Annotated in this window: 10 protein-coding genes; 3 read left to right on the forward strand and 7 right to left on the reverse strand. The window is 71.7% G+C overall.

Annotation, left to right across the window (positions count from 1 at the left end; translation table 11 throughout):
- Positions 1 to 44: 44 nt before the first annotated feature.
- The gene (locus AB0I52_RS14415) at positions 45 to 2,228 is read right to left on the reverse strand and encodes a ThuA domain-containing protein (protein WP_363072341.1); all 2,184 of its coding nucleotides are present in this window, start codon (positions 2,226 to 2,228) and stop codon (positions 45 to 47) included.
- Positions 2,225 to 4,699, reverse strand: a complete 2,475-nt coding sequence (locus AB0I52_RS14420; protein ID WP_363072343.1) for a carbohydrate-binding protein — start codon at positions 4,697 to 4,699, stop codon at positions 2,225 to 2,227. Before AB0I52_RS14420 ends, AB0I52_RS14415 begins: the two co-directional genes overlap by 4 nt.
- 282 nt (positions 4,700 to 4,981) lie before the next feature.
- On the opposite strand from AB0I52_RS14420, the gene AB0I52_RS14425 reads away from it, so the two are divergent.
- The 3 genes from AB0I52_RS14425 to AB0I52_RS14435 are packed head-to-tail and all read left to right on the forward strand — an operon-like array spanning position 4,982 to position 8,677.
- Positions 4,982 to 6,454, forward strand: a complete 1,473-nt coding sequence (locus AB0I52_RS14425; RefSeq protein WP_363072345.1) for an acyl-CoA synthetase — start codon at positions 4,982 to 4,984, stop codon at positions 6,452 to 6,454.
- Positions 6,447 to 7,838 (forward strand): carboxyl transferase domain-containing protein, encoded by a 1,392-nt coding sequence (locus AB0I52_RS14430; RefSeq protein WP_363072347.1) that lies wholly within the window; start codon positions 6,447 to 6,449, stop codon positions 7,836 to 7,838. The genes AB0I52_RS14425 and AB0I52_RS14430 overlap by 8 nt, the downstream gene beginning before the upstream one ends.
- 41 nt (positions 7,839 to 7,879) lie before the next feature.
- Positions 7,880 to 8,677 (forward strand): VOC family protein, encoded by a 798-nt coding sequence (locus tag AB0I52_RS14435; protein ID WP_363072349.1) that lies wholly within the window; start codon positions 7,880 to 7,882, stop codon positions 8,675 to 8,677.
- A 76-nt stretch (positions 8,678 to 8,753) separates the two neighbouring features.
- On the opposite strand, the gene AB0I52_RS14440 is transcribed toward AB0I52_RS14435, so the two are convergent.
- From AB0I52_RS14440 to AB0I52_RS14460, 5 genes are all read right to left on the reverse strand, one after another.
- Entirely contained in the window at positions 8,754 to 10,031 is a 1,278-nt protein-coding gene (locus AB0I52_RS14440) for an MFS transporter (protein ID WP_363072525.1), read from the reverse strand.
- A gap of 261 nt (positions 10,032 to 10,292) precedes the next feature.
- A complete protein-coding gene (locus AB0I52_RS14445) occupies positions 10,293 to 10,688 on the reverse strand; it encodes a PIN domain-containing protein (protein WP_363072351.1) in 396 nt (131 codons plus the stop codon).
- Positions 10,689 to 11,456: 768 nt separating this feature from the next.
- A complete protein-coding gene (dmpG, locus tag AB0I52_RS14450; protein ID WP_363072353.1) occupies positions 11,457 to 12,485 on the reverse strand; it encodes a 4-hydroxy-2-oxovalerate aldolase in 1,029 nt (342 codons plus the stop codon).
- Positions 12,482 to 13,429, reverse strand: coding sequence for an acetaldehyde dehydrogenase (acetylating) (locus tag AB0I52_RS14455; protein ID WP_363072355.1), 948 nt, complete (start codon positions 13,427 to 13,429; stop codon positions 12,482 to 12,484). The genes dmpG and AB0I52_RS14455 overlap by 4 nt, the downstream gene beginning before the upstream one ends.
- On the reverse strand, positions 13,426 to 14,247 hold the full coding sequence (locus tag AB0I52_RS14460; protein ID WP_363072358.1) for a fumarylacetoacetate hydrolase family protein: 822 nt from the start codon (positions 14,245 to 14,247) through the stop codon (positions 13,426 to 13,428). The genes AB0I52_RS14455 and AB0I52_RS14460 overlap by 4 nt, the downstream gene beginning before the upstream one ends.
- Positions 14,248 to 14,271: the final 24 nt, after the last annotated feature.

The raw sequence follows: 14,271 nt of genomic DNA on the forward strand, positions 1-14,271 counted from the left end.
CGGCGGCGTCCCCGCCGGGACGCCGCCGTTCGTCGTGGACCCGATCAGCGAGCGGCGCGAGCCGCCGTGCGCTGCTGCTCGAACCGGGCCGCCCAGTACGCCGTCCGGTCGAGGTAGGCCGTCTCGGCGGCGGCCCCCGTCTTTCCGTACGCCCCTTCGTACGTCTGGTAGCCGTGTCCGGCGGGCGGGGTGCTCGACGCGGGCTCGATCGGGCTGCCCTCGTGCCATTCGTTGAAGGAGGTGACGGAGACCCAGGAGGGCGATCCGCCGATGGCCGGGTCGAGGGCGTTGCTCCACTCCAGGTCGTAGGAGGCGCCGTTCTCCCGGCCCAGGGTGGGTGTGGTGTTGCCGGGCACGGCCCGGTCGTCGATGTAGCCGGGGGCCACCGAGGGCGCCCAGACCAGGCCGTTGGCCTCGGCGTACTCCCCCGCCTGCTGCCAGCCGGGGGCGGTGGCACCGGCGATGCCGTCGTAGGTGTAGATCCCGCCGAAGTGCGCGACCTTGGTGGTGTCAGTGGTCTGGGCGAGGACGACGGCGCTGTCGCGCACGGCGTCCAGGGCCGACCAGTCCTGGATCCTCAGGCTCTCGAAGACGTAGAACGCCGGGCGGTCGCCGTGCTCGGCGTCCCGGTAGTAGGCGGGGCTGTCGCCGTACTTGTCGTTCAGGTAGGCGATGTCGTCGACCACGGAGGCCGCCGTCCTGCCCCCGTACGGTTCGATGTGCCAGGCGACCTTGATCCCGTGCCGGGCGGCGGCGTCCAGGACCTTCGGGGCGAGCGTGTCCTCGTAACCGCCCCGTCCCCACCAGCTGTAGACGATGACGCCGGCGCCCGACTGCTCGATCCACTTCATGTGCTGTTCGACGGCCCCGGCGGCGTCACCGGAGTCGTACGGGCCGAGCTTCGGGTAGAGGTCGGCGCCGATGTCGTCGGGCGGGGTGTGGCCGCCCTGCTCCCAGTGGCGCCAGCTGCCGTTCGTCTCCGGGGTGCCGTACCACGGGTAGTAGAAGAGGTGGACGTTGGAGGAGCCCGTGGCCTTGGCGTTCTGCTCCTTGGTCAGGGTGAAGCTGTCGATGTCGAAGAGGGAGCCCGCTCCCCCGGTGAACCGGAGGAACAGCGGGCCGGAACCGGTGGCGGTGAGGGCGCCGGTCACCTCCGTGAAAGTCTCCCAGCCGCCGGTCGGGGCGACGTCCACCGATCCGAGCAGGGGTCCGGTGGCGGAACCGGAGTGCACCTCGATGGTGCCGCCCGCCCCGGCCGAGGAGACCTTGGCGGTGAAGGAGGTGGCCCCGGCCGTCTCCACAGAGGCGTAGCCCGCCCAGTCGCCGTTGTCGATGTAGCCGAGGGTGGCCCCGCCGCCCGCACCGGCGTGCGCGGCGATCTGCACACCGGAGGAGGAGGTGTACGACTCCGCCTCCACGGAGGAGACACCGGGGTCCGGGGTTCCGGAGCCGCAGTCGGCCCGCACCGCGCCGGCCGCGTACTGGATGCCGCCGAGGAGCAGTTGACGGAAGTCCGGATCGCTGTACGACTCGATGGTGTGGCCGAGACCGGTGTAGAAGGACCGCCCCTGCTGCTGCGGGTGGCACCAGGTGATCGGGTGGTCGCCGCCCATCTCGCCGCCGGTGTAGCTGCTTTCGTCGAGGCTCTGGAGCACATGGACGTCGTCGCGGGGATCGGTGCGGTAGTTGTACCACTCGTCGGTACGGACCCAGTCGTCGTCGAGGTGCGCGGTCGCCGGGTGGGCGTGGTCCTCGGTGACGACCTTCGCCTGCTGGATCGCCGGGTGGCTCTTGAACCAGGCGCCGACGAGGTGTTCGTACGCCGGCCAGTCGTACTCGGTGTCGGCGGCCGCGTGGACGCCGACGAATCCGCCGCCGCCGTCGACGTACGCCGACAGGGCGTCCTGCTGCCCGGAGTCCAGGACGTCGCCGGTGGTGCTGAGGAAGACGACCGCCTCGTACCCGGCGAGGCTCGAAGGGGTGAAGGCGCTCGCGTCCTCGGTGACCGTGACGCCGAAGCCGTCCGCCGCGCCCAGTTCCTGGATCGCGGTGATGCCGGCCGGGATGGAGTCGTGCCGGAATCCGGCGGTCCTGGAGAAGACGAGCACGTCGTACGGGTCGGCCGCCGCGGCTGCGCCGGCCGGGGCGGGGGCCAGGAACGCGGCTCCGAGTGCGAGTGCGGCGGCGCAGGCGATATGGCGTACGCGCCGCGAGAGTTGGCGTCTCATGAGCCGGTCACCCCCTCCGTCTCGAAGGTGAAGGCGTCGACGTCGAACAGATTCCCCTGGCCCGTGGGCCCCTTGAAGACGAGGAAGAGTTCGGTGGAGCCGGCGGGTGCGCCGCTCACGTCCGCCGAGACGTCGGTGAAGGTCTCCCAGCCGCCGGTGGGTGCGACGGTCAGGGTGGAGAGCAGGGTGCCGGTGGGGGAACCCGCGCGCACCTCCAGCGTGCCGCCGGGACCGGCGGAGGAGACCCGGGCCGAGATGCCGGTGGCGTTGGCCAGGGCGTACGGCTCGAAGGAGATCCAGTCGCCGTTGTCGGTGAAGCCGACGGTGGTGCCGCCCTCGGCCGTACCGTGCTGGGCGGGCTCGATGCCGGACTGGGCCGCGAAGTGCTCGGCCTGCCGGTGGCGGGGCTGGAGGATGTCGGCGCTGTGGGTGGTGAGCCCGCCGGCGTCGGTGTACTCGGCGTCGAAGACCCCGTAGATGTTGGCGGCGCTGTCGTGCTCACCGTCGACGGGGACGTCGATGGTGCCGGAGCAGCCGTTCTTCGAGGTGATCTGGTGGCGGTGGCTGTCGTGGCCGAGCAGATAGGTGACCTTCACCTTCGCACAGTCGACGGTGCCGTCCTCCGGGTCGGTGACGGTGACCGTGAAGGGCACGGAGTCGCCGAAGGAGAAGAGTCCGCCGTCGGCGGGCGTGGTCAGGGTGACCGTGGGGGCGGTGTTGCCCGCTGTCACGACGAGGCTGGCGGTGCCGGTGAGGCCCTCGGGGTCGGTGACGGTCAGGGTCGGCCGGAAGGTCCCGGCGGTGGTGTAGGTGTGGTGCGGATCGGCGTCGGTGGAGGTGGCTCCGTCACCGAAGTCCCAGGCGTAGCTCAGTGCCCCGCCCTCGGGGTCCGCGCTGCCGGCCGCCGAGAACGCGACGTCGAGCGGGGTCGGGCCCGAGGTCCGGTCCGCCGCGGCCCTGGCGACCGGGGAGCGGTTGCTGCCCGCCAGGTACTCGACGCGGTACAGCGCCTGGTTGTTGGCGCCGGTGCCGTAGTCCAGGACGTACAGCGCGCCGTCCGGGCCGAACGCGGAGTCCATGACCTGGGTCCCGGTCCACGGGAAGCTGTCGATCGTCCCGGGTGAGCCGTCGGCCTTCACCTCGATCGGCTTGATCCACTGGCGGCCGTACTCGGAGGCGAAGAAGCGGCCGTCGAGCGAGGCGGGGAACTTCACGGCCGAGTCGAGGTCCGCGTCGTAGTGGTAGACGGGGCCGGCCATCGGCGATTCGGAGCCGCCGCCGAACTCGGGCGGGGAGCCCGCGTCACCCGCGTACCTGATCCAGGCGGGCTGTACGGCGGGCAGCGTCGGCTGCCCCGTGTTGCGGAAGGAGTTGTTGGCCGGGCCGCCCGCGCAGTCGTACTTCGCGCCGGAGGGGCCGTCCGGGAAGGTGTACTCGTTGTACGTCTCCGAGGCGGTGTTGGTGCCCGTGCAGTAGGGCCAGCCGAAGTTGCCGGGACCGGTGACGCGGTCGAACTCGACCTGACCGCTGGGTCCGCGGCCGGCGTCGGTGGTGCCGGCGTCGGGGCCGTAGTCGCCGATGTATACGACACCGGTCGGCTTGTCGACGGACATCCGGAACGGGTTGCGGAAGCCCATCGCGTAGATCTCCGGCCGGGTCCGGTCGGTGCCGGGGGCGAAGAGGTTGCCGGCCGGGACGGTGTAGCCGCCGGCGGCGGTGGGCTTGATCCGCAGCAGCTTGCCGCGCAGGTCGTTGGTGTTCCCGGAGGAGCGCTGAGCGTCGAACTGCGGGTTGCGCTCGGTGCGTTCGTCGATCGGTGCGTAGCCGGCGGACTCGAACGGGTTGGTGTCGTCGCCGGTGGTCAGGTAGAGGTTCCCGGCGGCGTCGAAGTCGATGTCACCGCCGACGTGGCAGCACTGGCCGCGGTCGTTGGGGACTTCGAGGACGACCTTCTCGCTCGCGGTGTCCAGCGTCCCGTCTGTCCTCAGGGTGAACCGGGAGAGGTTGAGGTGCCCCTTCCACGGCTCGAAGTCGGCGGCCGTCCCGGTGACGGGGGCGTCACCGGCGGGGGTGTCCAGAGGGGGTGAGTAATAGAGGTAGAGGTAGCGGTTGGTGGCGAAGTCCGGATCGGCGGCGACGCCCTGCAGCCCTTCCTCGTCATGCGTGTAGACATTGAGCTTGGCGGCGGTCCCCGTCGCCCCGGAGGCGTCGGTGAGCCGGACCGTGCCGTCCCGGGCGGTGTGGACGACGGACCGGTCCGGCAGGACGGCCAGGGACATGGCCTCGCCCAGCTCGTCGGCGCCGAGGGCCAGTTGGACCTGCTGGTAGTCGGCGGCCGGGATGCCGGCCGCCGCGTGGACCGCGGTGGGGGCTGCGGGCGCTGCCGCCGCGGTGCCCGCGGCGAGGCCGCCGGCGGCGACGAGGGTGAGTGCGGTGACGAGTCTGGACCACAGGGGTGGGGACAGAGGCATGAACGCTTCCTTCCTGACGGTGCGTGGGGTTGTCAGGCAAGGCGCTGTCGCGCTTTGCGACGTGCGTGTGCTGCCGGGCGAGCGGCGATGCAGCCAGGTTCTTTCTTACCCACCGCGCCGAGATGCCCTACCGGAGTGAACTTTTTGCATGCTGGCAACGCAAAATTAATATGTCAAGGTCGTATCCAAATTCCCGCCGGATGCCCCGTACAGCCATCCGGCGCCGGTTCGGGACACATTCCGGGGACGGAAGCGCTTCGCCCTTCTAGGGTTCGCAGTGTGATGCCACTTTTGCCTGCACTCCAGGATCCTGCCGGTCCGCCGGCTGCCCGCGAAGCCGTCCGGTTCGGCGAACAGTCCATGACCTACGCGCAGTTGGCCGCAGCCGCGGATGCGCTCGCGGCCCGGATCGCCGGTGCCGGCCGGGTCGCGGTCTGGGCCGCCCCGGCCCCGGAGACCGTGATCGCGGTGGTCGCCGCGCTGCGGGCCGGGGTGCCCGCCGTACCGCTCAACCCGAAGACGGGCGAGCGGGAGCTCACCCATATCGTCGCGGACAGCGCACCCTCGGCGGTGCTGGCCGCGGCCGGCGACGTACTGCCGCCCGCGCTGGCCGCGTTGCCCCGGGTGGACGTGGACACGGTCCCCGCGACGCCGGCCGTGTCCGAGGAGAGCGCCTCCCCCTTCCCCGAGCCCTCCCCCGAGTCCCCGGCCCTGATCGTGTACACCTCCGGCACCACCGGCCCGCCCAAGGGCGCGGTGCTGCCGTGCCGGGCCGTCGCCGCCACCCTGGACGCACTGGAGGACGCCTGGCAGTGGACCGGCGACGACGTCCTCGTCCACGCGCTGCCGCTGTTCCACGTGCACGGACTGATCCTCGGCGTCCTCGGTCCGCTGCGGCGGGGCGGTTCGGTACGCCATCTCGGCCGGTTCTCCACCGAGGGCGTGGCCCGGGAGCTGGAGTCGGGCGGCACGATGCTGTTCGGCGTGCCGACGATGTACCACCGGATCGCGGAAGCGCTTGCCGACCCCGCCACGTCCGGCGGGCTCGCGAAGGCGCTGGCGGGCGCCCGGCTGCTGGTCTCCGGATCGGCCGCGCTGCCGGTCCACGACCACGAGCGGATCGCGGCGGCGACCGGCCGCCGGGTCATCGAGCGGTACGGCATGACGGAGACGCTCATGAACACGGGCGTGCGGGCCGACGGCGAACCGCGCCCCGGCACCGTCGGCGCCCCGCTGCGCGGCGTCGAACTCCGCCTGGTCGAGGAGGACGGCGGCGCGCTCACGGACCCCGCGTCCATCGGCGAGATCCAGGTGCGCGGCCCGAACCTGTTCACCGGCTACCTCAACCGCCCCGACGCGACGGCCGCGGCCCTCACCGCCGACGGCTGGTTCCGTACCGGGGACATGGCCACCCTCGACCCCGACGGGTACGTACGGATCGTCGGCCGCAAGGCCACCGACCTGATCAAGAGCGGCGGCTACAAGATCGGCGCCGGTGAGATCGAGAACGCCCTCCTGGAGCACCCAGGGGTCCGCGAGGCCGCCGTCACCGGCGAACCCGACCCGGACCTGGGCGAACGCATCGTCGCCTGGGTCGTGCCGGCCGACCCCGCCTCCCCGCCCTCGGCCGACGAGCTCGCCGGCCATGTCGCGGCCCAGCTCTCCCCGCACAAGCGGCCGCGCACCGTCCGCTACCTGGACGCGCTGCCGCGCAACGACCTGGGCAAGATCATGAAGCGGTCGCTCCATGGCTGACCGGCTGTCGGCCCGCGCGGCGATCGCCGCCGTCACCGCCGACTTCACCGAGTCGACCGCCCCGCGCGAGGACACCGAGGCCGACGGGCCCCTCGGCTGGTCGGGATACGCGGACTCCCGGGCGCGGGCCACCGCCCGCACCGGTGAGCGGGAGTCCGTCGTGCACGGCCTCGCCACCCTCGGCGGCCACCGCTGCGTCCTGGTCTCGTTCGAGTTCGGGTTCCTCGGCGGCTCGCTCGGGCAGCGCACCGGGGACCGGCTGGAGGCGGCGTACGAGGAGGCCGTGACCCGGCGGCTCCCCCTCGTCTCGCTGATCGCGACGGGCGGCAGCCGGATGCAGGAGGGCATGATCGCGCTCACCCAGCTGCACCGGGTGGCCCGTGCGTCGGCACGGCTGCGGGCGGCCGGTCCGGCGCAGCTCGCGGTCCTGCGCGACCCGACGACCGGCGGCGGCTGGGCGACCCTGGGCGCGGGCGCCGATGTGATCCTGGCGCTGCCGGGGGCCCAGGTCGGGTTCGCCGGTTCCCGGGTACGGCCACCCGGCGCCGACCCCCTCGCGTACACCGCCGAGGGCCAGTTGGCGGCCGGCCAGATCGACGCGATCGTCCCGCCGGAGGAACTGGCCGCCACTCTGGGCCACTGGTTGCGGGCGCTCGCCCACCGCGACCCCGCACCGCAGCCCGCGCCGGTGCCCGCCGTGCTCTCCGTGACCGGGCTCCCGCGGACCGGCTGGGATGCCGTGGTCCGGGCCCGGTCCGCGTCGCGGCCGCGCGCCGAGGCATATCTGGACGCCTACTTCGGGATGCGGCTCCCGCTCCACGGGGACCGCTGCGGGGGCACGGACCCCGGGCTGCTCTGCGGGTTCGGGCTGCGCGAGGGGCGGCCCGTCGCGTACGTCGCCCAGTGCGGCACCGCGACCCGCCCGGCGGGCTACCGCACCGCGGCCCGGGTGATCAGGCTGGCCGACCGGCTCGGCGTCCCGGTCCTCACCCTGGTCGACACCCCGGGCGCGGCCAACGACGCCGAGGCGGAACGGGCCGGCGCGGGCGCGGCCATCGCCGACGCCTTCGCGGCGGTCGCGGCCGCCCGGGTCCCCGTCACGACCCTGGTGATCGGGGAGGGCGGTTCGGGCGGCGCACTGGCCCTGGCCGCACCGGACAACACCCATGTCACCGCCGACAGCTACTTCTCGGTCATCGCCCCGGAGCTCGCGGCGGCGATCCTGAAGCGCTCCCCGGACCAGGTGCACGCCACGGCGGACCAGCTGCGGCTGCGTCCGCAGGACCTGGTGGACCTGGGGGTCGCCCGCTCCGTCGTGCGGCCCGGCCCGCCGGGTGCCGGGGCGGGCTCGACGCGCACGGGAGGCGATGGGTCGATAGCGTGACAGGAGGGGCAAATCATCCAGTGAAGAGAAGAGGCCAGATCATGGCCGCAGAGACAAAGGGCACTCCGTGCTGGGCCGATGCGACGTTCGGTGACATCGAGGGTGCGAAACGCTTCTACGGTGAGCTGCTGGGCTGGACCTACGGCGACTCGCTGCCCGAGTTCGGCAACTACACCCAGGCGTACGTGGACGGCAAGGCGGTCGCCGCCCTGATGCCGCCCGTCCCCGGTCATGAGGTACCGGCCGCCTGGACCCTGTATCTCGCCGCGCCGGACGCCGCGGCCACCACCGCGAAGATCCGCGAGCAGGGCGGCGAGGTGCTGGTGGAACCCATGCAGGTGGGCGAGTTCGGCACGATGGTGCTGGCCCGCGACCCGGGCGGGACGGCGTTCGGGGTCTGGCAGGCGGGCAGCCACGAGGGATTCGGTGCGCGCAATGTGCCCGGCGCCTACAGCTGGGGCGAGGTCTTCACCCGGGACCCGGAGAAGGCGGACCCCTTCTTCCGTGGCGTCTTCGGGTACGGGCTGAAGCGCGTGGAGGACGACACGATCGACTTCGCGCTCTACGACCTGGGCGCGGACCCGGTGCTCGGCCGGATGAAGATGACGGAGGACTTCCCCGCGGAGGTGCCGCCGTACATGAACGTGTACTTCACCGTCGCGGACTGCGACGCGGCCGTGGAGAAGGCCAAGGCACTCGGTGCCAAGCTCCGGTTCGGCCCGATGACCATCCCGTTCGGCAGGTTCGCGGCGCTGACCGACCCGCAGGGCGCACCGTTCTCGCTGATCGACGGCACGACGACCGGCGGCGAGATGCCGAAGCTCACGGACGTCGCCTGACGGGACCGCGGCCCCGGTCCGGGCGCGGGGCCCGAACGGCCGGAACGGTCCGGACGGAAGACCCCTGGCCGTTTCTTCAGGCCTCGGGATCGCGTGCGTCGTACCGCGCGAACCGGGGCCACCGCAGGGCCAGCACCGCCACGGCGACCACGCAGGCGATCCCTCCCCCGGTCACGGCCGCGCCGGGCGAGACGAGATCGGCGACCGATCCGGCGAGGAAGTCGCCGAGCCGGGGACCGCCCGCGACGACGACGATGAACACGCCCTGGAGCCGCCCCCGCATCTCGTCCGGCACGGCGGCCTGGAGCATGGTGTTGCGGAAGACCATCGAGGTGGTGTCGGCCGCCCCCGCGAGCGCCAGGAAGATCAGCCCGAGCCAGAGCTGCCGGGTCAGCCCGAACACCGCGATGGCGGTGCCCCAGCCCGCGACCGCGAGGAGCACGGCGAGCCCGTGCCGCCGGATCCGCCCCAGCCAGCCGGAGAACACCCCGCCCAGCAGCGCCCCCATCGCCGGGGCCGCGACCAGCAGTCCGGTGGTCTTCGCATCGCCCCCGTACCAGACGACGGCCACGACGGGGAACAGTGCGCGGGGACTGGCCAGCACCATGGCGCACATGTCGGTGAAGAAGGTCATCCGCAGGTTGGGCCTGGTGCCCAGGAACCGCAGGCCGTCCATCACCGACGCCCGCTTCCCGGCGTCGGCGGCGCCCTCCACCCGGTCCGGCAGCATCGAGGGCAGCCGCCACATCGCGTACAGCGAGGCGGTGAAGGTGACTGCGTCGATGCCGTACGCGGCCCGGTATCCCCACCAGCCGACGATGAGCCCGCCGAGCATCGGCCCGACGAGCGCGCCCGTGGTGCTGGTCATGGAGTTCAGCGCGTTGGCGGCGGGCAGCTGTTCGGCCGGCAGGAGGCGGGCGATCATCGAACTGCGGGCCGGTGAGTTGAGCGCGAAGCAGACGGCCTGGAGTGCGACGACCACGTACAGCGGCCCCACCCGCTCCACCCCGGCGACGGTGATCGCCACCAGCCCGACGGACAGGACGAACGACCCGAAGGCACTGGCCAGTCCCAGCTTCCGCCGGTCGACGGTGTCGGCGATGGCCCCGCCGTACAGCCCGAAGACGACCAGGGGCACGAGCGAGCAGAATCCGATCAGCCCGACGGAGAAGGCGGACCCGGTGAGGTCGTACACCTGGAGCGAGACGGCGAGCGCCGTCATCCCCTGCCCCACCCAGGAGACCGTGTTCCCGAACCAGAGCCGCCGGTAGTCGGGGGACGTCCGCAGCGGGGTCAGGTCGGCGAATATGCGGGAGCGAGGGGCGGGCTCATCGGCCTCGTCCGTTGTCTCGATCAGGGATTCGGTCACGGAGGATGGTATCGACCGGTCCCGGCGGCCCGGAGCACGGCCTGATACCGGGTCGAACTGGTCAGGAAGCTCAGCTACCCCAGGCCGCGGGAGGCGGCGGACTCGGTCTGTGCGCCCAACGAGGACTGATGGCTGGGCGACACGGGTGGTGTCATCGACCGGACTCCGTTCCGACAGGCCGTGTCCATCCGCTGGAAGCGTCCGTACCGCCTGATCCGCCCTGCGACGACCGCCGATGGACAACGGTCAGGCGCGTACGTCCCGTTGCTGCACTTCCTTGAGCACCGCCGCCACTGTGGCGAAGTCGTTGTCCACATGGAGCACCGTGTGACCGTGCTGGACCGCCGTCGCGCACACCAGGAGATCGATGGCTCCGGCGGCGCGGTGCTGCGCTCGCTGGGTGAGTTTGTACTGCGCGGTGTCGACCCAGCGCCACGCGGTCTTGGGAACCGGCGAGAGATGGCAGAGATCATCCAACTCTTCGGCCAACTCATCCCGATGGGCCGGGCTTGTGGCCGAGCAGAGGAACTCCGCCCTCGTGGGCTCGCAGATATGGAACACGCCGGCGGCGATGTGCCCTTCCCAGGGCCGCATCGCCTCGGCCAGCGCCTCGTCATCGAGATCGACCTGAGTCACAGACATACCAGTCACCCCTCACCATGAGTCCATGATGTACATAGCCATGACATGTCACCAACATTTGCGGGCGGCAGCTCATCGTGCTCGCGACAGGGCGGAAGACGGCCGCCACGGGCGTACGTTCGGTGGCCGGAACCGATGCGGGAGATGTCACCGCTCAGGCGTTCACCGGCCATGCCGTGAGCCATCCGAAGGAGCCTGCGGCGAGTCGCTGCGGCGTTCCTGCGGCGCATGACGTGCCCCGGCTAGCGTCGCAACGTCGTTCCCACTGGTCACAACGTTTCTGCTGTGGTGGGGCGGGTGGGACTCGAACCCAAAAGCGTGACGCCTCTCACCTGCGACGATGCCGAAACGCCGGACAAAGCAGCACGTTTCCGTCCGGCTGCATCCTCCTCGATCCGGCTCGAACGGGGGCCGGTCAGGCGTTCGCCACACCACGTCTTTCCCTGCTCCGCCCGCCCCCAGACCTCGAAAAGCGTGGCCGAGAGGTTGCCCTGCCGGACCATCCAACCACCCCGTCGCTGCCACGCGATCCGCCGGTCACCACTTTCCCTGCACGCCACACTCAGTTACATGACGTAACCGAGCAGTGCCAGTGCAGACGTCAGCTGTCGACCAGTCCTGGCTGAGTTCGACTGTCCTGTTCGGGATGTGTGCCAGCGGTTCTGCCGCTCACGAGGTCGGAGGGGTCAAGGCCCCCGCCCGCCGGCACACCCGCAATCGGCTCGGCCGCCCTGGATCAGTTCGGCCGAGCACAGACCATCATGGCTGTTAGGCGGTACGGGCCGCGGCGAGGTCGAGGGCGATGTCGGTGATCATGTCCTCCTGGCCGCCGACCATCTTGCGACGGCCCACCTCTACGAGGACGGCACGGGTATCGAGGCCGTGACGAGCGGCGGCGGCTTCGGCGTGGCGCAGGAAGCTGGAGTAGACCCCGGCGTAGCCGAGGGTGAGGGTCTCCCGGTCCACTCGGACGTCACGGTCCTGCAGAGGACGGACGATGTCGTCGGCGGCGTCCATCAGCGGGAACAGGTCGCAGCCGTGTTCCCAGCCCATGAGGTCGGCGACCGCGACGAACGCCTCCAGGGGGCAGTTACCGGCGCCTGCGCCCTGTCCGGCCAGTGACGCGTCCACGCGGGTGGCGCCTTCCTCCACGGCGACGACAGTGTTGGCGACGCCGAGAGCGAGGTTGTGGTGGGCGTGGATGCCGGTCTCGGTACGCGGGTCGAGGACGTCACGGTAGGCGCGGAAGCGATCGCGCACCCCGTCCATGGTCAGCCGGCCACCGGAGTCGGTGACGTAGACGCAGTTGGCGCCGTAGGACTCCATGAGCTTGGCCTGGCGGGCGAGTTCGGCGGGCTCGGCCATATGGGACATCATCAGGAACCCGGCCACGTCCATGCCCATCTCGCGGGCGGCGGCGATGTGCTGGGCGGAGATGTCGGCCTCGGTGCAGTGGGTGGCGACGCGCACCGAGCGGATACCGAGGGAGTGGGCCTGCTTCAGCTCGTGCAGGGTGCCGATGCCGGGCAGCAGCAGGGTGGTGGGGATCGCGTGGGTCACGGCATCGCAGACGGCCTCGATCCACTCCCAGTCGGTGTGGGCACCGACGCCGTAGGTGATGCTCGAGCCGGCCAGACCGTCGCCATGGGCGATCTCGATCGCAGCGACGCCGGAAGCGTCCAGCGCGCCGGCAATGGTGCGGGCCTGCTCCACGGTGTACCGGTGCCTGACGGCGTGCATGCCGTCCCGGAGGGTGACGTCCTGGACGTACAGAGGGGTTGCTGGGCTCGTGGTCATCGGGATGCCACCTCCGGGGTGCGGTGTGCGGCCATGCGCTCGGCGGTGCGCAGGGCGGCCGAGGTCATGATGTCGAGGTTGCCGGCGTAGGCCGGCAAGTAGTGGGCGGCACCCTCCACTTCGAGGAAGACCGACACCTTCGCGGCCCCGCCGGACCGGGAGCCGGACGGAAGCAGCGAGCGCAGCGGGTCATCGGCGGCGACCCGGTCGAACTGCACCTTCTGCTTGAGGCGGTAACCGGGGACGTAGGCCTGGACGCGGGCGACCATCTCCTCCACCGAGGCGGTGACCGCGGCGTCGTCGCAGTCGCCGACCAGGCAGTGCACGGTGTCCCGCATGATCAGCGGGGGCTCGGCCGGGTTGAGGACGATGATGGCCTTGCCGCGGGCCGCTCCGCCGACCTTCTCGATGGCGGCGGAGGTGGTCTCGGTGAACTCGTCGATGTTGGCCCGGGTGCCGGGACCGGCCGAGCGGGAGGAGATCGAGGCGACGATCTCCCCGTAGTGGACCGGCGTCACCGCGGTGACGGCGGCGACGACGGGGATGGTGGCCTGGCCGCCGCAGGTCACCATGTTGACGTTCGGCGCGTCGAGGTGGGCGTCGCCGTTGACCGGGGGCACGACGTACGGGCCCAGCGCGGCGGGGGTGAGGTCGACGACGGTGCGGCCCAGCGAGCGCAGCACCTCGTCGTGGCGGCGGTGCGCGCCGGCGGAGGTGGCGTCGAAGACGACCGAGACCTCGGCGAACTCGTCCATCCTCACCAGGCCGTCCACGCCCTCGTGGGTGGTGGCGACCTTCAGGCGGCGGGCGCGGGCCAGTCCGTCCGATGTGGGGTCGATGCCGGCCATGGCGGCGATCTCCAGGGAGTCGGAGAGCCGCAGAACTTTGATCATCAGGTCGGTACCGATGTTGCCGGACCCGATGACGGCGACCTTCGTGGTCATGCTTCCGCTCCTTCCGCGGTGGCGGACGCGAACACGGTCGAGACCGTGCCGAGTCCTTCGATGTGTGCCGAGAACTCGTCGCCCTCGGTGGCGACAGCCATGGGCCCGAGGGCGCCGGTCAGGACGACGTCGCCGGCACGCAGCGGATCGCCCAGGCCTGCGAGGGTCGAGGCGAGCCAGAGGGCGGCGGTGAGCGGGCTGCCCAGACAGTCGGCGCCGGTCCCCCGTGAGACCGTCTCGCCGTTCTTCGTCAGCGTCATCCGTACGGCACGCAGGTCGACCCGGTCCAGCGGTACGGGGGTGCCGCCGAGGACGAACAGACCGCTGGAGGCGTTGTCGGCGACGGTGTCGACGATGGTGATGTCCCACCCTGTGATGCGGCTGTCGACGATCTCCAGTGCGGGCAGTGCGAAGGCGGTGGCCCGCAGCAGGTCGGCGACCGTCGGGTCCCGGTGCTGCAGATCCGCGCCCAGCACCAGGGCCACCTCGGCCTCGACCTTCGGCTGCAACAGCCGGTCGGCCTCGATCGGCCGCCCCTCGGGCACCGCCATGTCGGCGAACAGCGCGCCGAAGTCGGGCTGGTCCACGCCGAGCTGACGCTGGACAGCGGGTGACGTCAGGCCGATCTTGCGGCCCACCGGCCGCCGGCCGGCCGCGACGCCGCGCTCGACGTAAGCCCGTTGTACGGCGTAGGCGGCCCCGATGTCCCCTGCGGGCAGGAGCGAGCGCACCGGGCAGCACGGTTCGCCGGTGCGGACGGCCTCGTCCAGGACGGCAAGCACATCCGCCACGGCATCGGCGGACTCGGGGGCGCTCACGCGTGCCACCTGTGCGGATGAGCG

Origin of the sequence: Streptomyces sp. NPDC050423 (assembly GCF_040655445.1) — a bacterium.
GTDB lineage: Bacteria > Actinomycetota > Actinomycetes > Streptomycetales > Streptomycetaceae > Streptomyces.

What these genes read in the sequence shown, in the direction of transcription:
- AB0I52_RS14435 (WP_363072349.1), top strand. Translation starts at nt 7,880, where the DNA reads ATGGCCGCAGAGACAAAGGGCACTCCGTGCTGGGCCGATGCGACGTTC.
- AB0I52_RS14445 (WP_363072351.1), bottom strand. Translation starts at nt 10,688, where the DNA reads ATGTCTGTGACTCAGGTCGATCTCGATGACGAGGCGCTGGCCGAGGCG.
- AB0I52_RS14430 (WP_363072347.1), top strand. Translation starts at nt 6,447, where the DNA reads ATGGCTGACCGGCTGTCGGCCCGCGCGGCGATCGCCGCCGTCACCGCC.
- AB0I52_RS14415 (WP_363072341.1), bottom strand. Translation starts at nt 2,228, where the DNA reads ATGAGACGCCAACTCTCGCGGCGCGTACGCCATATCGCCTGCGCCGCC.
- AB0I52_RS14420 (WP_363072343.1), bottom strand. Translation starts at nt 4,699, where the DNA reads ATGCCTCTGTCCCCACCCCTGTGGTCCAGACTCGTCACCGCACTCACC.
- dmpG (WP_363072353.1), bottom strand. Translation starts at nt 12,485, where the DNA reads ATGACCACGAGCCCAGCAACCCCTCTGTACGTCCAGGACGTCACCCTC.
- AB0I52_RS14455 (WP_363072355.1), bottom strand. Translation starts at nt 13,429, where the DNA reads ATGACCACGAAGGTCGCCGTCATCGGGTCCGGCAACATCGGTACCGAC.
- AB0I52_RS14425 (WP_363072345.1), top strand. Translation starts at nt 4,982, where the DNA reads ATGCCACTTTTGCCTGCACTCCAGGATCCTGCCGGTCCGCCGGCTGCC.